The 16,881-nt window shown below is 65.6% G+C and carries 16 protein-coding genes; 5 read left to right on the top strand and 11 right to left on the bottom strand.

Annotated features, from left to right (window positions below):
• Positions 1 to 5: 5 nt before the first annotated feature.
• The gene (locus CH296_RS09380; RefSeq protein ID WP_094684564.1) at positions 6 to 356 is read left to right on the top strand and encodes a nuclear transport factor 2 family protein; all 351 of its coding nucleotides are present in this window, start codon (positions 6 to 8) and stop codon (positions 354 to 356) included.
• A gap of 103 nt (positions 357 to 459) precedes the next feature.
• Here the strand turns inward: CH296_RS09380 and CH296_RS09375 are convergent, their stop codons facing one another.
• Entirely contained in the window at positions 460 to 1,542 is a 1,083-nt protein-coding gene (locus CH296_RS09375) for an inositol-3-phosphate synthase (protein WP_032396939.1), read from the bottom strand.
• Positions 1,535 to 2,125, bottom strand: coding sequence for a PadR family transcriptional regulator (locus tag CH296_RS09370; protein WP_032396938.1), 591 nt, complete (start codon positions 2,123 to 2,125; stop codon positions 1,535 to 1,537). Before CH296_RS09370 ends, CH296_RS09375 begins: the two co-directional genes overlap by 8 nt.
• Before the next feature lie 121 nt (positions 2,126 to 2,246).
• Between CH296_RS09370 and CH296_RS09365 the strand changes: the two genes are divergently transcribed.
• Positions 2,247 to 2,654 carry a hypothetical protein gene (locus tag CH296_RS09365; RefSeq protein WP_094684563.1) on the top strand — a complete coding sequence of 136 codons (408 nt, stop codon included), beginning with the start codon at positions 2,247 to 2,249 and terminating at the stop codon, positions 2,652 to 2,654.
• 118 nt (positions 2,655 to 2,772) lie between these two features.
• On the opposite strand, the gene CH296_RS09360 is transcribed toward CH296_RS09365, so the two are convergent.
• Entirely contained in the window at positions 2,773 to 3,219 is a 447-nt protein-coding gene (locus tag CH296_RS09360; protein WP_094684562.1) for a GNAT family N-acetyltransferase, read from the bottom strand.
• A gap of 189 nt (positions 3,220 to 3,408) precedes the next feature.
• On the opposite strand from CH296_RS09360, the gene CH296_RS09355 reads away from it, so the two are divergent.
• From CH296_RS09355 to CH296_RS09340, 3 genes are all read left to right on the top strand, one after another.
• The gene (locus tag CH296_RS09355) at positions 3,409 to 3,840 is read left to right on the top strand and encodes a DUF5318 domain-containing protein (RefSeq protein ID WP_256980394.1); all 432 of its coding nucleotides are present in this window, start codon (positions 3,409 to 3,411) and stop codon (positions 3,838 to 3,840) included.
• Positions 3,841 to 4,542: 702 nt separating this feature from the next.
• The gene (locus CH296_RS09345; RefSeq protein ID WP_032397335.1) at positions 4,543 to 6,651 is read left to right on the top strand and encodes a transglycosylase domain-containing protein; all 2,109 of its coding nucleotides are present in this window, start codon (positions 4,543 to 4,545) and stop codon (positions 6,649 to 6,651) included.
• A gap of 113 nt (positions 6,652 to 6,764) precedes the next feature.
• Positions 6,765 to 8,228: a glycosyltransferase family 87 protein gene (locus CH296_RS09340; RefSeq protein WP_045200639.1), complete on the top strand. Its 1,464-nt coding sequence runs from the start codon at positions 6,765 to 6,767 to the stop codon at positions 8,226 to 8,228.
• On the opposite strand, the gene CH296_RS09335 is transcribed toward CH296_RS09340, so the two are convergent.
• From CH296_RS09335 to CH296_RS09300, 8 genes are all read right to left on the bottom strand, one after another.
• Positions 8,203 to 9,426, bottom strand: coding sequence for a TerD family protein (locus tag CH296_RS09335; protein ID WP_256980393.1), 1,224 nt, complete (start codon positions 9,424 to 9,426; stop codon positions 8,203 to 8,205). The two genes, CH296_RS09340 and CH296_RS09335, sit on opposite strands and share 26 nt — an antisense overlap.
• 90 nt (positions 9,427 to 9,516) lie before the next feature.
• Positions 9,517 to 9,744 carry a helix-turn-helix transcriptional regulator gene (locus CH296_RS09330; RefSeq protein ID WP_094684561.1) on the bottom strand — a complete coding sequence of 76 codons (228 nt, stop codon included), beginning with the start codon at positions 9,742 to 9,744 and terminating at the stop codon, positions 9,517 to 9,519.
• Positions 9,744 to 10,343: a hypothetical protein gene (locus CH296_RS09325; protein WP_256980392.1), complete on the bottom strand. Its 600-nt coding sequence runs from the start codon at positions 10,341 to 10,343 to the stop codon at positions 9,744 to 9,746. The genes CH296_RS09330 and CH296_RS09325 overlap by 1 nt, the downstream gene beginning before the upstream one ends.
• Positions 10,344 to 10,424: 81 nt before the next feature.
• On the bottom strand, positions 10,425 to 11,171 hold the full coding sequence (locus CH296_RS09320) for an ESX secretion-associated protein EspG (RefSeq protein WP_094684560.1): 747 nt from the start codon (positions 11,169 to 11,171) through the stop codon (positions 10,425 to 10,427).
• Positions 11,172 to 11,173: 2 nt separating this feature from the next.
• Entirely contained in the window at positions 11,174 to 12,559 is a 1,386-nt protein-coding gene (locus CH296_RS09315; protein ID WP_094684559.1) for a PPE domain-containing protein, read from the bottom strand.
• Between the two features lie 40 nt (positions 12,560 to 12,599).
• Positions 12,600 to 13,403 (bottom strand): HAD family hydrolase, encoded by an 804-nt coding sequence (locus tag CH296_RS09310; protein ID WP_179277677.1) that lies wholly within the window; start codon positions 13,401 to 13,403, stop codon positions 12,600 to 12,602.
• Positions 13,400 to 15,733 carry a phosphoribosyltransferase gene (locus CH296_RS09305; RefSeq protein WP_094684558.1) on the bottom strand — a complete coding sequence of 778 codons (2,334 nt, stop codon included), beginning with the start codon at positions 15,731 to 15,733 and terminating at the stop codon, positions 13,400 to 13,402. The genes CH296_RS09310 and CH296_RS09305 overlap by 4 nt, the downstream gene beginning before the upstream one ends.
• Positions 15,730 to 16,878 carry an HpcH/HpaI aldolase/citrate lyase family protein gene (locus CH296_RS09300; protein ID WP_032397329.1) on the bottom strand — a complete coding sequence of 383 codons (1,149 nt, stop codon included), beginning with the start codon at positions 16,876 to 16,878 and terminating at the stop codon, positions 15,730 to 15,732. The genes CH296_RS09305 and CH296_RS09300 overlap by 4 nt, the downstream gene beginning before the upstream one ends.
• Between the last annotated feature and the right edge of the window lie 3 nt (positions 16,879 to 16,881).

The raw sequence follows: 16,881 nt of genomic DNA, 5'->3' as shown, positions 1-16,881 counted from the left end.
ATGTCATGACACAGACACCGAAAGAAGTTGCAGCAACCTACTTCGAGGCCTGGAAGGCGAAGGATTTCGACACGCTTGCGTCGATCCTGCACGAGGACGCGACGTTCCGGGGACCACTCGGCACAGCAGACAATGCTGCGGAATGTGTGGCCGGATTGAAAGGAATGTCGAAGATCGTCACCGATATCGACATCGCCCATGTCTTCGTGGACGGCACCAACGTGCTGACGTGGTTCGACCTGCATACGTCCATCGCATCCCCGGCGAGCACCGCCAACTGGCAGCGAATCGAGAACGGAAAAATCATGGATATCAAGGTGACCTTCGATCCACGAGAAATCACCGCGGCCGGATAGACGAATACCCGCCGGTACTCAATGTGACATTCAGTGGCCTTTTCGGGGGTCAATGTCACATCGAGTGGACCGGCGGGCGGAAGTTCGCGTCTAGCTGCGGGCCCTACGCGTCGATGATGAACGCTTCGAGTTGTTCGCGAGCGACGTCGTCGGCCAGCTGCTTCGGCGGGCTCTTCATCAGGTAGGCCGAAGCGGGGATGACGGGTCCACCGATGCCGCGGTCCTTGGCGATTTTCGCGGCGCGGACTGCGTCGATGATGACGCCTGCGGAGTTGGGCGAGTCCCATACTTCGAGCTTGTACTCGAGGCTCAGGGGAACGTCACCGAAGGCGCGGCCTTCGAGGCGGACGTAGGCCCACTTGCGGTCGTCGAGCCAGCCGACGTGGTCGGACGGTCCGATGTGGACGTCCTTGGCGTTGAATTCCTTCTGCAGGTTCGACGTGACGGCCTGGGTCTTGGAGATCTTCTTCGACTCGAGGCGGGTGCGCTCGAGCATGTTGAGGAAGTCCATGTTGCCGCCGACGTTGAGCTGCATGGTGCGGTCGAGCTGCACGCCGCGGTCTTCGAAGAGCTTCGCCATGACGCGGTGGGTGATGGTGGCACCGACCTGGCTCTTGATGTCGTCGCCGACGATGGGGACGCCTGCGTCCTCGAACTTCTTGGCCCAGACGGGATCGCTGGCGATGAAGACGGGCAGTGCGTTGACGAAGGCGACGCCTGCGTCGATGGCGGCCTGTGCGTAGAACTTGTCGGCTTCTTCGGATCCGACGGGGAGGTAGGACACGAGCACGTCCACCTTGGCGTCGCGCAGGGCCTGCGCTACGTCGACGGCGTCGCCGTCGGCCTCGGTGATGGTCTCGCGGTAGTACTTGCCGAGGCCGTCGAGCGTCGGTCCGCGGAGGACGTGGACGTCCTTCGGGGGTACGTCGGCGATCTTGATGGTGTTGTTCTCGCTGGAGAAGATGGCTTCGGAGAGGTCGAAGCCGACCTTCTTGGCGTCCACGTCGAACGCGGCGACGAATTCGACGTCGCGGACGTGGTACTTGCCGAACATGACGTGCATGAGGCCGGGGACGGTGGCGTTCTCGTCCGCGTCCTTGTAGTACTCGACACCCTGGACCAGGGATGAGGCGCAGTTGCCCACACCCACAATGGCCACGCGGATTGCGTTGTTGTTCTCACCCATGGTCGGGTTCTCCTTCTGTCTTGACTGTCCTGTTTGGTGCTGTGTGGGACGGTGCTGGGTTGGGGTCGGCCTGCTCGGCTGCGATGACTTCGTTGAGCCAGCGCACCTCGCGTTCGCTCGATTCGAGTCCGAGCTGGTGTAGCTGCCTGGTGTAGCGGTCGAGTGTCCCGTTCGCCTTGGCCACAGCGTCGCGGAGCCCTTCTCGGCGCTCCTCGACCTGGCGACGTCTGCCTTCGAGAATGCGGACTCGAGCTTCCGCGGGAGTCCGACTGAAGAAGGCAAGATGTACGCCGAAACCGTCGTCGGTGTAGTTCTGCGGTCCGGTGTCGGCCACCAGTTCGGCAAATCGTTCCCTGCCGAGCGGGGTGAGCTGATACACCCGTTTCGCTCGTCTCTTCACGAGCAAGTCGGGACCGGCGTCCTCGGCGATGAGTCCGTCGGTTTGAAGTCGACGGAGTGCCGGGTACAGCGATCCGTACGAAAACGCTCGAAAAGCTCCGAGCAGGCCGGTCAGCCGCTTGCGGAGCTCGTAACCGTGCATGGGTGATTCGAGAAGCAGTCCGAGAATTGCGAGCTCGAGCATGCAACTCCCCCTTCTCGAATCCAACGATCACATCATGGCGATGCGATTGACCGCACTATCGAAGAATGTATCGCGCCGATACATATTCTGACAACTCGGCCGTGAACGTATCCTGCGACACATGACCCCGGTCGACGCGCTCGCCGCCGCTGCCGCCCTCCACCTGGGCTTTCAGTTGGTGGTGACCGCCGTCGTCTACCCGGCGTTGGCGGAGGTGCCGCACGACGACTGGCAGCGTGCCCATGACGCTCACTCGCGGCGCATCACCCTCGTAGTCGGGCTGGTCTACGGACTACTCGCTGCTGCGTGTCTGTGGGTGTTGGTGTCCGGTTCGACCCACCTTGCTGCCCTGATCAGCGTTGCCGGCGCAGTGATCTCCGCGCTCGCGACTGCATTCGTGGCTGCTCCAGTCCATGGCGAACTGGGGCGTGCGGGACGCAACGGACACTTGATGAGTCGACTGCGATCAGCAGACCGCGTACGTCTCTGCGGTGCAGTGGTGTGTGCCCTGTTTGCTCTGTTGGCATGACCGAGCGCGGGTGAACGTGGAGTGGCTTATCGGTTCAGCGAACCGGAGCCACCATGAGCACCGCGTCGACTCGGTACTCGCCCCACTGCTGCGCAGCCGTCCCGATTCGGTGCCAGCCTCACCGGCGGTAGAAGCCGAGAGCGGCGCTACTCGGATCGACGAGCAGCACCGGTGCCCGTCCCTCGCTCCGTGCCGCATTCACTGCGTGTGCGAGCAACGCCGTTCCGCTGCCCGGCACGGAGCCGTCGGTCATCAACCGCGACACGACGGCGAGTCGATCGGCAGCGACCCCGGTTGCTCGTTGCCACTGCGCGCTCGCATCGTCCGCACCGGGATCCTGTCCCGGTGACGCCGTCGGATGCAGCGCTATGTGTCCGACGACGGTGCCCTCGTGCTCGGCGACCCAGGCTGCGAGTTCGTTGGGTGCGGCAAGCCAGTCGGCGCGCACCGCCGCTGCGCGCATGGGATAGCGCTGTGTTTCGTGCGTACGTTGCAGGATGGGTAGGAGGGTGCTCAGGTCGCCGTCCCGTCGGGGCCGCACGTGTATTCCCGATGTGGCGAACATGTGGGCGAGTGTAGGGACCGGACGGTCATGCCCACGGCGAGGATCGGCACAGTGTGCATGATCACGAACGACGGATCATCGCGTCGCAACAGGTGGAGCACTGTGTCTCGAGGCCGAAATGGGGCCTGCTCGTTGCCGAGGCGGGGTTCGCAGGTCCGCATCGGAGGGGCCGCACGTACTCTGGTCCTCGTGCGACTTCAGCGACAGGTGGTGGACTACGCCCTTCAGCGTCGGTCGCTGCTGGCCGAGGTCTACTCCGGTAAGACGGGTGTCGCAGCGGTCTGTGATGCAGATCCGTACCTGCTGCGCGCTGCCAAGTTCCACGGGCGCGGCAGCGACGTGGTGTGCCCCATCTGCCGCAAGGAGCAGCTCACGCTGGTGTCCTGGGTGTTCGGCGAGAAGCTCGGGGCGCTGTCCGGGTCGGCGAGAACTGCGGACGAACTCGTCCGCCTCGCGGCGACCCAGGAGGAGTTCTCGGTCCATGTGGTCGAGGTGTGTAGGTCGTGCAGTTGGAACCACCTCGTCCAGTCCTATGTCCCACGGGCCGTTCCCGCGCCCAAACAACCCCGTCGTCCGCGATCGGGTTCCCGACAACCGAACCGTCGAACAGCGAGTGAGTGACACAATCGCTCCGCTGATCCCATCCACCGAGAGTTCGACGCGGCCGCCGAAATTACTGGAGATTCGTACGTGAGTTCCCCCTACGACAACAACCCGGGTAGCAACGAACCGGGCCGTAGCGACTCCGGACGGCGTCCCGACGTGCCCGGGCCGCCGCGCGGCAGTCGACATTCCGATCCTCCCGGTCGTCGCCCGGTGCCTCCTCCCGGCCCGCGTCCGATGCCGCCGCAGGGTCGTCCCCCGATGCCCCCTGCCGGTCAGCGTCCGGTACCTCCTCCCGGGCAGCGACCAGGGCCTCCTCCCGGGCAGCGTCCGATGCCGCCGCAGGGTCGTCCCCCGATGCCTCCTCCCGGCCAACGTCCTGGACCTCCTCCCGGGCAGCGACCCGGACCCCCTCCGGGCCAGCGACCGATGCCGCCGCAGAGCCGACCCTTTCAGGGCAGGCCGCCGGTCGATCCGGTCAGTGGACGTCCCGCAGGTGAGCGTCCTTACGGAGAACGTCGCTACGGAGAGCCGCCCATCGCGCCTCCTGTTCGGTCTGCTGCCCCGACGGCCGTCACTCGGTCCGGCTCCGTGCCACCGCCCTACGAACCGAACGATCCATCAGTTCTCTCCTCGGGTAGCGAACCGCCCGAGCCGCCCGAAAGAGGTCCCGCCGCGAAAACGAAGAAGAAGTCCAAGTGGCGGGTCGTTCGACGCACGATGTACGCGTTGATCGCCCTGGGTCTGATCGTGCCTATCCTGGCCTTCATGGTGGCGTACACCGTCGAGGACGTGCCGCGTCCCGGCGACATCAGGACCAACCAGGTCGCCACGATCTTCGCCGCGGACGGCGCGAGTGTGCTCGGCAAGGTGGTGCCGCCCGAGGGCAACCGCACCGACGTGACGATCGACCAGATTCCGGAGCATGTGCGCAATGCCGTGCTCTCGGCCGAGGATCGCGATTTCTACTCCAATCCCGGATTCTCGGTGACCGGCTTCGGTCGAGCGCTCCGTGACAACGTGCTCGGACGCGACAGCGCAGGCGGCGGTTCGACCATCACCCAGCAGTACGTGAAGAACGCGTTGGTCGGAAACGATCGGACGCTGACCCGCAAGATGCGTGAGCTCGTCATCTCCTCGAAGATGGCGCGTCAGTGGTCGAAGGACGACATTCTCGCTGCGTATCTCAACACCATCTACTTCGGCCGTGGTGCGTACGGTATCGCTGCCGCGTCGACGGCGTACTTCGGTAAGTCCGTCGATCAGCTCTCCGTCGAGGAGGGTGCCGTCCTCGCGGCGGTCATTCAGCAGCCTTCCAATCTCGATCCCGAAACCAACCCCACCGGCGCGCAAGCTCGTTGGGACTACGTGCTCGACGGCATGGTCTCGCAGGGTCAGCTCGACGCGACCCAGCGGGCCGCGATGATGTTCCCGGTGGTGGTCCCTACGTCACAGGTGGACTCCGGTGACGCCGACGACGCCGGTCCGAACGGTCTGATCAAGGCCCAGGTGCTGCGCGAGCTGTCCGCTGCCGGGGTCAGTGAGCAGGACCTCAACACCGAGGGACTGCAGATCACGACGACCATCGATCCGAAAGCCCAGGCGGCTGCGGTCGATGCCGTGAACAGCAATCTCGAGAACGAACCGTCCGAGCTGCGCACGGCTTCGGTGTCCATCGATCCCCGTACCGGTGCGGTCCGCTCGTACTACGGCGGCGCGGACGGACGAGGATTCGACTTCGCGCAGTCCGGCTTGCAGACCGGGTCCTCGTTCAAGGTGTTCGGTCTGGCCGCTGCGCTGGATCAGGGCATTCCGCTCTCGAAGATGTACGACAGCTCGCCGCTCGACGTCAACGGCATCGAGATCAGCAACGTCGAGGGTGCCTCCTGTGGAACGTGCACCATCGCCGAAGCACTCAAGCGCTCGCTCAACACGAGCTTCTATCGCATGATGCTCGGCATGGACAACGGTCCGCAGGCCATCGCGGACATGGCGCACAAGCTCGGCATCCCGCAGGAGATCGACGGCGTCGGACCCACCCTCACCGAGCCCGACAACGCAGGCCCCAACTACGGAGTCGTGCTCGGCCAGTACCAGTCTCGCGTCATCGACATGGCTTCGGCCTACGCGACCTTGGCTGCGTCGGGCGTTTATCACACCCCGCACTTCGTGCAGAAGGTCGTCACGGCCGACGGCACAGTCCTTCTCGACCGCGCTCCCGAAGCGGGCCAGCAGGTCGTCTCGGCCGCGGTCGCGGACAACGTGACCTCGGCGATGCGTCCGATCGCCGGCTACTCCAACGGTCACAACCTCGCCGGCGGTCGCCAGTCGGCGGCCAAGACCGGTACCGCTCAGCTCGGAGACACCGGGCAGAACAAGGACGCCTGGATGGTCGGCTACACGCCGTCACTGTCCACGGCCGTGTGGGTCGGCACCGAGCAGGGTCTGCCGCTCGAGAACAGTTACGGCGGACCGATCTACGGATCGGGCATACCGTCGGACATCTGGAAAGACACGATGGACGGCACTTTGGAGGGCACCTCGAACGAGACCTTCCCGACGCCGGAGGCCATCGCAGGTCAGGCCGGGGTGCCGCAGTACTCGGCACCGGCCCCGACGGCGACGGTGGCACCGTCGACAGCTCCGCCGCAGGTGACCTTGCCGATTCCGACGGAGATCTCGCCGCCGGTGGTCATCACTCCGCGGCAGGTCGAGATTCTGCCCGGCGTCACCATCCCGCTGCCAGGGCTGGCACCGGCGCAGCCCGCGGAACCCGAACCGGCGGCACCCGAACCCGCCGCGCCCGAACCAGTGGCACCCGGGCAGTAACGACTCCAGCGGTGACGACCGAACCCGAGCGCAAGGGTCGAGCAGTGGCCAGCCCCGGTCGCCTCGACCCCGCGAGCGCAGCAGACCGCGATCTGCCCAGTCGTACCGATCCGATGACCGAGGAACTGTCCTCGGTCATCGGCGGGCCGGTCGGCAAGCACGCGCTGATCGGTCGGCAGCGCTGGTTTACCGCACTACGGGTGATTCTGCTGCTGGCGGTGGTCTTCCTATGCTTCGGTTGGTTCGCCAAGGCAGCCTGTATCCAGCAGGCACCGGTGGGACCGGGCGGCGAGCTCGGACTCGACTGGAGTGGCAGTCGTCAGTACGTGGCGATGTGCTATTCCGACACCGTGCCGCTCTACGGGGCGGAGCGACTCGATCAAGGTGCTTTCCCGTACAAGAAGTCCTGGGAAGAAACCAAGGCGGACGGGTCCAGTCAGATCAGGTACATGGAGTACCCGGTGCTCGCGGGGTTGTACCAGTACGGCTCGATGGTCGTCGGAAAAGCCTGGAACTCACTGAGTTTCCTGCCGCAGGCGCTGCCGGTCGTGGTCTACTTCAACGTGGTTGCCCTGGGATTGGCGGTCGCCTGGCTGGTCACCGTGTGGGCCACCGCAATAGCTGCCGGACGCCGCATCTGGGATGCCGCGCTCGTGGCGGCCTCGCCGCTGGTGATCGTGCACGGATTCACCAATTTCGACGCTCTCGCAACGGCTTTCGCTCTCACCGGATTGCTGGCGTGGGCCAAGAAGCGGCCGGTTCTGGCCGGAGTTCTGATCGGTCTCGGCGGTGCCACCAAGCTCTATCCCCTGCTGTTCCTCGGACCCCTGCTGGTGCTGTGCTGGCGCACCGGAAAGATGCGCGAGTGGGGCATCACCGCCTGCGCGGCGCTCGGTGCCTGGCTGGCGGTCAATCTCCCTCTCGCGCTGCTGTATCCGTCGGGATGGTACGAATTCTTCCGGCTCAATTCCGAGCGCGGTGCCGACCCGGATTCGCTGTACAACGTCGTCACCTCGTTCACCGGCTGGACCGGTTTCGACGGCCCCCTCTACCCGGGCGACAAACCGTTGGTCCTCAACGCCGTGACACTCGTGTTGTTCGCCATCGTGTGTGCGCTGATCGCATACATCGGTACGACGGCACCGACGCGGCCGCGTCTCGCGCAACTGGTGTTCCTGGTGGTGGCCGGGTTCCTGCTCACCAACAAGGTATGGAGCCCGCAGTATTCGCTGTGGCTGGTTCCGTTGGCCGTGCTGGCGCTGCCGCATCGGCGAATTCTGTTGGCGTGGATGACGATCGACGCATTCGTCTGGTTCCCGCGGATGTACTACTACCTGGGTGTGGAGAACAAGGGCCTACCCGAACAGTGGTTCACCGCGACCGTCGTGGTGCGCGATGTCGCCGTGATCGGATTGTGCGCGTTGATCGTTCGGCAGATCTACCGACCGTCCGAGGATCTCATCAGAAACGGCAGCGCCGTCGACCCGCTCGGTGGCGTGCTCGACGGCGCTGCAGATCGGACCATCTCGGATCGGACCGGGGCCCGAAAGGTCACATATAGCGGCCGAGCTGTTTGACGGCTTCACCGGCGTGCTTGGCCTGGATGCCGTCGCCGATCGCCTGGAGCTTCCACTCACTGCCCTGGCGATACACCTTGGCCATCACCAGACCGGTGAACGGCATGCCGCCCTGCAGGGTGAAGCGGGCGAGTTCGGTGTTGGTGGTGTTGTCGACCAGACGGCAGAATGCGTTCGCGACCTGCTCGAACGTCTGACCGCGGTACGAGGTGACGGTGAAGACGATGCCGGTAACGTGCTTGGGTACCCGCGTCAGGTCGACCACGATCACCTCGTCGTCGCCCTCGCCTTCGCCGGTGAGGTTGTCGCCCTGGTGCACGATCGAGCCGTCCTTGGCCTTGAGCTGGCCGTAGTAGACGACATCGTTGACGTTGCGGTCGGCGAGCATGATCGCCGACGCGTCCAGGTCGATGTTCGCGGCGCGGCCTCCGCCACCGAACAGTCCGCCCTTCTTCGGAGTGGTCACCGGATCCCAGCCGAGGCCCATGCGGATGACCGTCAGAGCCACGCCGCCGTCCTTGCGCAGGGTGACCTTCTGGCCCTTGGTGAGGCTGACGGGCTTGGATTTGGTGAGGCTGACTTCCGGAGCCTCGGTACGGACCGGGGCGGCGGGTGGTGCGGCCGGCGCAGCGGGTGGCGGTGGAGCGGCGGGTGCGGGAGGAGGCGTCGGTGCGGGTGCGGGGGCGTCGTCCACGGACACACCGTGGTCGGTCACCAGTGCGGCGAAGCCACCTGCGTAACCCTGCCCGACGGCTCGCACCTTCCAGCTGCCCTGACGTCGGTAGATCTCCAGTGCGATCACGATCGACTCCGAGCTCAAGCCGTCGATCGTGTACTCGTACAACACATTTCCGGTCGCGTCGCTCACTCGGGCGACGGGAGCGGCGGATCGACCGAAGTTGCTCGACGCGTCGTCGAGGGTGATGACAGCGCGGATCTGCTCGATGTCGGCGGGAACTGCGGCGAGCGATACGGCGAGCCGGGCCGGTCCGCCCTGGCCGGGCTCGAGGCGTACGCCGGGGCCGGTGGGCTGGTTGAAGAACACGAAATCGGCGTCGGTGCGCACTTTTCCGGCGTCGGTGACCAGTAGCGCGGACAGGTCCGCGGGTACGGCCAGCGAGATGGAGACGACGACGTCACCGACGGTGAGTGGGCCGTTCTGACCCTTGGACAACGGTTGACCGGCCGGAGCAGACAATGTGATGGACTCTCTCTCGTAGTGCTGGTTACCGTCATCCAATGTACTTGTTCGATTTGTCCGACTGGCGTCACTGGGATTCGGCGGCCGTCAGATCTGCCGCAGGGTGAACAGGTCGCCGGGTGTGCAGTCGAGGGCGCGGCACACGGCGGTGAGGGTCGAGAATCGGATTGCCTTGGCGCGGTCGTTCTTGAGCACCGACAGATTGACGACACTGACTCCGACCAGACGCGAGAGCTCGGCGAGCGTCATCCCGCGGGCGTCGAGAATCTCGCCCAGATGGCAGACGACCAGATGGTCGACGAACTCCTCCACCATCAGACCAGGCCCTCGGCATCGCGAGCGAGCTTGGTGCCCTGGGTGATGGTGGCGTAGACGAACTGCAGAAACACCGCTACTACGACTGCAACGTAGAGGCCGACGGTCGATATCGACGACGTTGCGACGTCCGATAGCTCCAGTGCGCCGACGACACTGTTCGTGCCCAGCAGATTCATGAAGCCGGTGATGGCGGGATAGACGGCGATGCAGACGCCGATCATCACCACGTCGGTGCGGGCGGCGTTGGTGAACGGGTTGCCCATGATGACGCGGTCGCAGAATCGGTAGACGAACAGCAGCCCGACCAGAATGATGACCATCCCTACGACGATGGACCCGTAGCGCAGGAAGTCGATGATGCCCATCAGTCGGGTCAGGTCCGCTTTGGGCACGCTGAGCTCGATCGAGTTGCCCGGTTCCAACCGACCGCCGAACAACTCGGCTGGTGGTGTGCCCGATTGCAGTTCCAACCGCGCGAGGACGTCCTCAGACGAGTGGTACTGCCACAGCCTCCTCCCCGACCACACCACAGCCGCAGCCGCGTAGAACGCCATCGCCCATTTGTTGGCTCGTGCCGAGCCCAGTCCGTATGCCATCCCGCCGCCTCCATATCGATAGTCGATAACAACGAATATCGATAACCTATCGAAAATCGATACGGTGTCAAGGGCGCGCAGTCATTGCCTCAGCGCGACCGCCACGTGCCCTTCGATCTGCGACGCCAAGCCGGCGGTATCGATGGGCGCTATCTCGATCGACTCTCCGGAGTGCACGATGTACCGACCGTCTCGATCGAAGTCCATCCAGAAGAACGAGACGGCGTCGGTGTCGCGGCGGTTGTCGTAGGTCTTGCCGCGCGCGACGATGACCTCGCCGACTGCCGACCGTGGGCGGTCGAAGAACGACCGGAACTGCTCGTCCGCCGTCGCGCCCCGCGTTGCGGTGGACAGATGCGTGCCACCCGATGTCGCTGCGGCAGTGGCACGTTCGAGTCGCTCGGCCGGTCGGTGACCTGCCGTGATACTCGGCACGGGCCCGAGGACCAGGGCGGGGGCACGAGCCGGGCCGGTCAGTTCGATGGTGACGGCACCACCGGAGGAGGCGTCGGGCCCCGGTTGTTGAGTCAGCACCGCGGCCGTATCGTGGCGAATCGCTGCGTGGCTGCGCACGATTGCGTTGGGGGAATCGGTTGTCTCGCCGCGACATTCGATACGAACCATCGGGTCGACGACGCTCCGAACAGCTGCGCCGAGCTCCTCGTCCATCATCGCGTCGATCCTTGCCGACGCCTCGAGCCGCAGTTGTCGCAGTTCGTCCACGGTATCGACGTCGATGGTGACCGCCAGGGGGTACGGCAGTCGGTCGCGTCCGAATCGACTGCACAGCATCATGAAATCGATGCCGGGCATGGTCCAGGTCGTCATCGTCAGCCGCCGAGTACCGGAGGTGCGACGAGGGGCAGATCGCCGATCAGTTCGCTGCCGTTGCTCACGTCCACCAGGTAACCGGGAGTCGCGTGTTCGCCGTCGTTGTCGCCCGCTCCCCGTGTGCCCGGTGCGCCCACGGCACCCATTCCCGGCATACCGTGCGCTCCCGCGCGGCCGGCCGCTGCTGCGCTGCCGAGTCCGCCGCCCGCCCCATTGCTGCCTGCCCCGCCGCCGCCCGTCCCGCCGCCGATCGGAGGGCCGAGAACCGAGCTGCCATAACCTGATCCGGCACCGGAACCGTTTCCGGATCCACCCGCGTATCCCGCGCCGCCGTAGCCCGAACCATTGGATCCTGCGAAGCCGCCACTGCCCGGTCCTGTTCCGCCGTAGCCGCCGCCGGGACCTGCGCCCAGCCCGGAACCCGCACCACCGGAAGTGCCGGGCCCGGTGGCCGATGCGGCCCGAGTGTCACCGGAGTTGTCGGCAGGAGGCAAGGAACCCGAACCGCCGGCCCCCGCCTGCTCCGACGGCGTACCGGTCCGACCCGTATCGGCACCTTCGGTGCCGCCGGGTGGTGCCTGTCCTGCAGCCGTCGGGGCCGCCGAATCTGTTCCGTTCGCGCTCCGGTTTCCGGAACTCGAACCGAGGCTGCCGTCCCCCGCGGAGTTCCCGAGTCCCCAGCCTCCGCTGGAGGGGGCACTGTCTGCGACCGGGTTGTGCGCCGCCGGTAGCACCGGCACCTCGGAATCGGACTGCAACACCCCTGGTACGTAGACCGAGCGCATGATTCGACGAGCTTCTTCCTGCTGCTCCTCGCGGGCGGACGCTGCGTCCTTCGCGGCGAAGGGAATGGGCAGAAGGGAATCGATCATGCTGCTCACGGGCGCCGCAACCACCGGCGGCATCCTCGATTGCGTCTGCGTGAATCCGGAGTGCGCCTCGAGTAATTTGTTGCTGATCAGGCTCATCGAGGTGGACAGCGCGGTCGCAGACGACACGTAGTCGGCCACGCCGCCACGGACGGCGTCGGCTGTCGGTCCCGACCAGCCCGACGTCATGGCCGCCTCGATGCCGGACCGGAAGGTGTCGGATCCGGTGGTAGCGGCAGCGGACAAGTCGTTCCAGTTCTTGGACGAGTTCCCGATGGTGTCGGTTCCCAGCGATCCGACCATGGCCACGATCTCCTCGTGCGGCATCACCTCGAACGCCTCGGTGATGACCACCTCGGTCGGCTCGAACTCGCCGCGGTAGTCGAGGGCCACGTTCGCCTTCTCGAATGCCGCTTGCAGAACGGAGCCGAGAAATTCGGGGCCAACCGGCGTCACGAACGCACTGGTGACGATGTTGTCGATCGTCGCTGCGAGTTCCTCGTACGGATCCGTCATGCCCACCCCTTGCCCCACTGCCTGTCTCCCCGACGAACAGTTAGACGCGGCGCACGGCACTTCGGTTCCGCAGCCACTCGAGAATCTCCTCGCTGGCCCGGACGCCGGAGGAGTCGGTGACGGTCAAGCCCGGCCGGGTGAATCCGAGCAGCTCCAGTTCGCCGTGCCGTGGTCGAACGGCCGAGTCGGCGGCCATGAGCATCTCGGCATCGAGTGCGCCGTCACCGGCGGCGAACAGTCGAGCGTCGGCTTCCAGCGTGCCGTCCTGGATCAGCCGAGACCGTACCTCGGCCACCGCAGAGCTCTTGCACACCGCGTTGGGCATCGTGTAGATCTTTCGACCCTGCTGCGAGACGTTCCAGTCCCGAGCGGCGCACCACTGCGACCACTGCGCGACGAAGCCCTCGGGCACGGCGGACGTGTTCACCACCAGGTAGCAGAACAGCCCGTCCGCCTCGCGGTACTTGAGGACCCACTCCTCGGAGACCCGTGACCTCAACTCTGCGCCGATTCCCACCAGATCCAACTCGAACCTGCTGCGCCACTGCATATCCGGCACACCGTCGACAAGGATGTTGCCCCCGTTGCTGGTGATGGCATATCGCCACGGTGCCCCGGGCAACGCGATCCGCCGAAACTGCTCGATGGTTCGCGTGGTGGTCGGCACCACGACCGTGGTCTCGCTCAACTCCCGAAGCAACGACACCGCGCGAGAGCTCATGTAGGACAGTGGTTTTCCCTCGTACATCTCGACGCACTCGAACGAATCGTCCAGGGGAACCCCGAGTGCGCCCTCGGAGAAGATCATCGTACGGTCGAGATCCACCGCGACCAGAGCGCTCACGACGGGTCCCCGTTCGAGACGTTCTTGATCAGCCCCATGCACGAATAGGCGAGGTCGGGCACCACGTCCACCGGCACGCCCCTGGCTGCGGCGAGCATCCGAATGTGTTCGTGCTCGGGCGCATCGGCGTCCCGCACCAGTACCCGCCACGGGACACGACGCAGCAACACCCGGGTGGTCTCGCCGACGCCCGGTTTGACGAAGTTGACGTGCGAGATTCCGTATTCTTCACGCACCTTCTCCACCGATGCCCATCCGGTCCAGGTGGGGGTTCGGTCGGAGCCCAACACCGCAGCCACCGAGGCTTCGACCTCACCGCGGACATCGTCGAACCGCGCAGCGACGGTGTCGAGCAGGTGCCGCGAGACGTCGTCGGGGGCGAGATCGGCGTAGTACTTCGCGCCGTGGAAGTCCCCGGGACGAATCAGACTGTCGTTGAGCACGGTTCGTGAAACCAGGCCCGAGACCGTCGAATTGAGACAGGCGGACGCGATGAGGAAGTCGTCGCGGGTGCCGTACGTGCGCGCGCAGTTGCCAGGATCGGCGAGCACGGCGAGGTCGTCGTCGAACTCGGCACCGGGAAAGTCGCGGAGGGCGGCGGTGAGTTCGCGGGCGATCGCACCCTTGCCGGTCCAGCCGTCGACGAACACCACCGAGCGCGAGTCGTGGTGTTCGGCGAGGTAGCGCAGTGCCACGGCGTCGATGCCTCGATCACGCACGATCGAGACGGCGTAGTGGGGAAGCTCGATGCCGTGGGCCGCGAATGCCCAGCGGCGCATCAGAATTCCGACGGGTGTACCCGCCCGAGCCAATGACGCGAGTGCGATGTCGTGTCCGCGCTCGGCCAGCACGACCTCGGTGACGGTTCCGACCGCGACCGCCAGCCGTGACGCGCTTTCCTGTAGCACCTTCTCGAACAGTTCGCGGTAGGCCAGATCCGGCTGATACTCGACCGGAAGCGATTCGGCGTAATGGGCCTCGCCGGCTTGAATGCGCTGCTCCCGCTCCTCGATTCCTGCTTCGAGGGAGACCGACGAGAGGTCCTTGAGCAGCCACGTGACTTCGTCCGCCGCGTAGGAGCCGAATTCGGGTCCGCGGAGCGGGCGTGCGCGCCGGGAAACCTCGAGCGCCACCGGGTCGGCTCCCGTCACGACCACCAGGAGTACGTCGGTGCCCGAGGCTGCCAGTGTCTCCGCCGCGGCGGCAAGGGCGTCGGTGTCGGCGGGGGCGTCGGCGACGAGCACCAGTGTGGTCTCGTGCGGGGCGGACGCGTTGTAGAGGTAGCGCAGTCCCGATTCGTCCTCGGGTGCAGCGAATTCGAAACCACGGCGCAGGGGGTAGTCGGGCACGTCCAGCACGTACGCCGGTGACCGGGTCGTGGTCTGGAACAGCGCACGGTGCCCCAGTTTCTGCAGGGCCGCCGCGAGCCGGAGGGGCAGATACATGAGCTCCTCGTGGCCGATGACGACCACCGGTGTCGATTCGGAGAGCGACGCATCCACGGTGGCTGCGAGGGCGTCGATCGCGGAGTCGAAACCTGCCGAATCGGATCGGAGGAATCCGTGGCGTCCGCCGTCCGGCAGGGTGGCCGGCCAGTGGGCGTCGACTCGATGAACCGAGCCAGGCTGTGCAGCAGTGGGATTGAATACCGGATCCGGGAGGTCCAGCACTGTCTGCGTCAGTCCCGGCTCCAGCTCGACGGATCCCTGTGCCAGGCTCACGTTGTCGATCCGAACGCCGAGTTCTGTTGCCACCGCGGCAGCTGCAGCGAGATGCTCGGCGGTGCGCATGTCCACCAGGGATGCGATGACGTAGTGCGCGCGCCCGGCCGTGGAGTGAATCTGTCGCAACGCATCCAATGCGGTCGCTCCGGTCGAGATCTCGTCGTCGACGAGTATCAACGGCAGGTCGCCGGCGAGAAGGTCGGCCGAAGTGGGCATCAGCAGGTGGTCGGTGGCGTGCGAGTGACCCTCCTCGAACTCGCCGTGCACCGTCATGCCGGGAACACCGCGGCGCGTCGAGTGCAGGTAGCAGTGCGCGCCCAGAGCCGTTGCGACCGTGTGGCCCAATCCCGTTGCAGTCTCGGCGAATCCGAGAACATCGGCATCGGAACCGTCCACCGCGGCGTGCACCAGGGCGGCCAGTTCGGTGCCTGCGGCGATCACGACGTCCGGATCCACAGGGATGTGTTTGCCGAGCACCGTCGAGACCAACAGATGGGCGCGGCGGGGATTGCGACGCAGACCTGGCCGCACCAATTGCGTGGCCGACCAGGACGACGACGAACCGGTGTCGGTGAGCGCGATTCCGTCGGCCGGGTTCGTGTTCATCGCTGTGCCAGTGCGGTCAGTAGATCCACGAACGTGATTCCCTCGTTGGTGACGCCGAACGCCCTGGCGCGCACCACCGTCTGCTTCGCCCAGTTGCGGTGCGGGCCCAGCTCGTTCATCTTGTTGCGGTAGCCGGACGCCTGGACGCCGCCCTGGTCGGAGGAGAGAATGTCGAGTGCATCGTGGTATTCCTCGTGCGTCACCGCGGACAGTGCGTGCACGGCAGGTACGTGCGAGGGGTGGATGACGGTCTTGCCCTGAATGCCGTTCGCGCGGTCGAGTGCCACCTCGCGCAGCAGGGCGTCGAGGTCGCTGCTGACCAGTTGCTGGCGGAAGCGTACGGCCTGTTGATCGACGAACGGCGTCTGACGCAGCAGGGGACGGAACATGCGTTCGTGGTCTGCGAAGTACTCCCACACCGGTCCGGTGATGACGAATCCCGAACCGTCGTAGCGGCCCAGGTGATTGACGATCGCGCTGATGACGTCGGCGACGACGCGGACGTCGTAGATCGTCAGGTCCCGGTCGCGGCGGATGCCGAACGTGCCGCACATGTCGGTGGCACCGATTCGCACCGCCAGTACGACGTCGCGGTACTCACCGAGCAGTTCGCGAATGGCAACCAGTTCCGCGTCGCGGGTCTCCCGGTGCACCACCTCCGGTGATTCGAGGACCGGCATGGCGAACAGACGGGTGCCGTGTGTCTTCGACGCAGCGACGATCTCGTCGAGGAACTCGGCTCCGCGTGCTGCCGTGAACTTCGGTACGACGAATCCGGCCAGCCCTGCGGCACCGTGGTCGAGGCCGTCGCAGATGCTGCGGATGTGGGCGGCGGTACGAGCCCGAACGAACACCAGCGATCCCGAACCCGAGAGTTCGTTCAGAGTTCGCACGGTGTTGGCCAACGCTTCTTCCAGATCATGATCTGCGACAGCGTCTTCGAGATCGATGACGATGGACCGCACACCCTCGTCGGTGCGTTTGTTCACCGTTGCCGTCAGGTCCGGACGCGTGGCCGGGATGTACAGCGTTGCGCCGAGAGCCGTTGCCACGAGGTCGTTTCCGTCGCTCGTCTCGATGTCTTCCGGTTGCATGAAGAACACTCGTCGGCGAGTGTCTGCGTCGAGATGGCGAAAGTGTTGCACCAC

The sequence above is a fragment of the Rhodococcus sp. 14-2496-1d genome (assembly GCF_002259365.1).
GTDB lineage: Bacteria > Actinomycetota > Actinomycetes > Mycobacteriales > Mycobacteriaceae > Rhodococcoides.
Note: the sequence above shows the minus strand (reverse complement) of the source record. Positions and strands in the feature narration are given on the sequence as shown.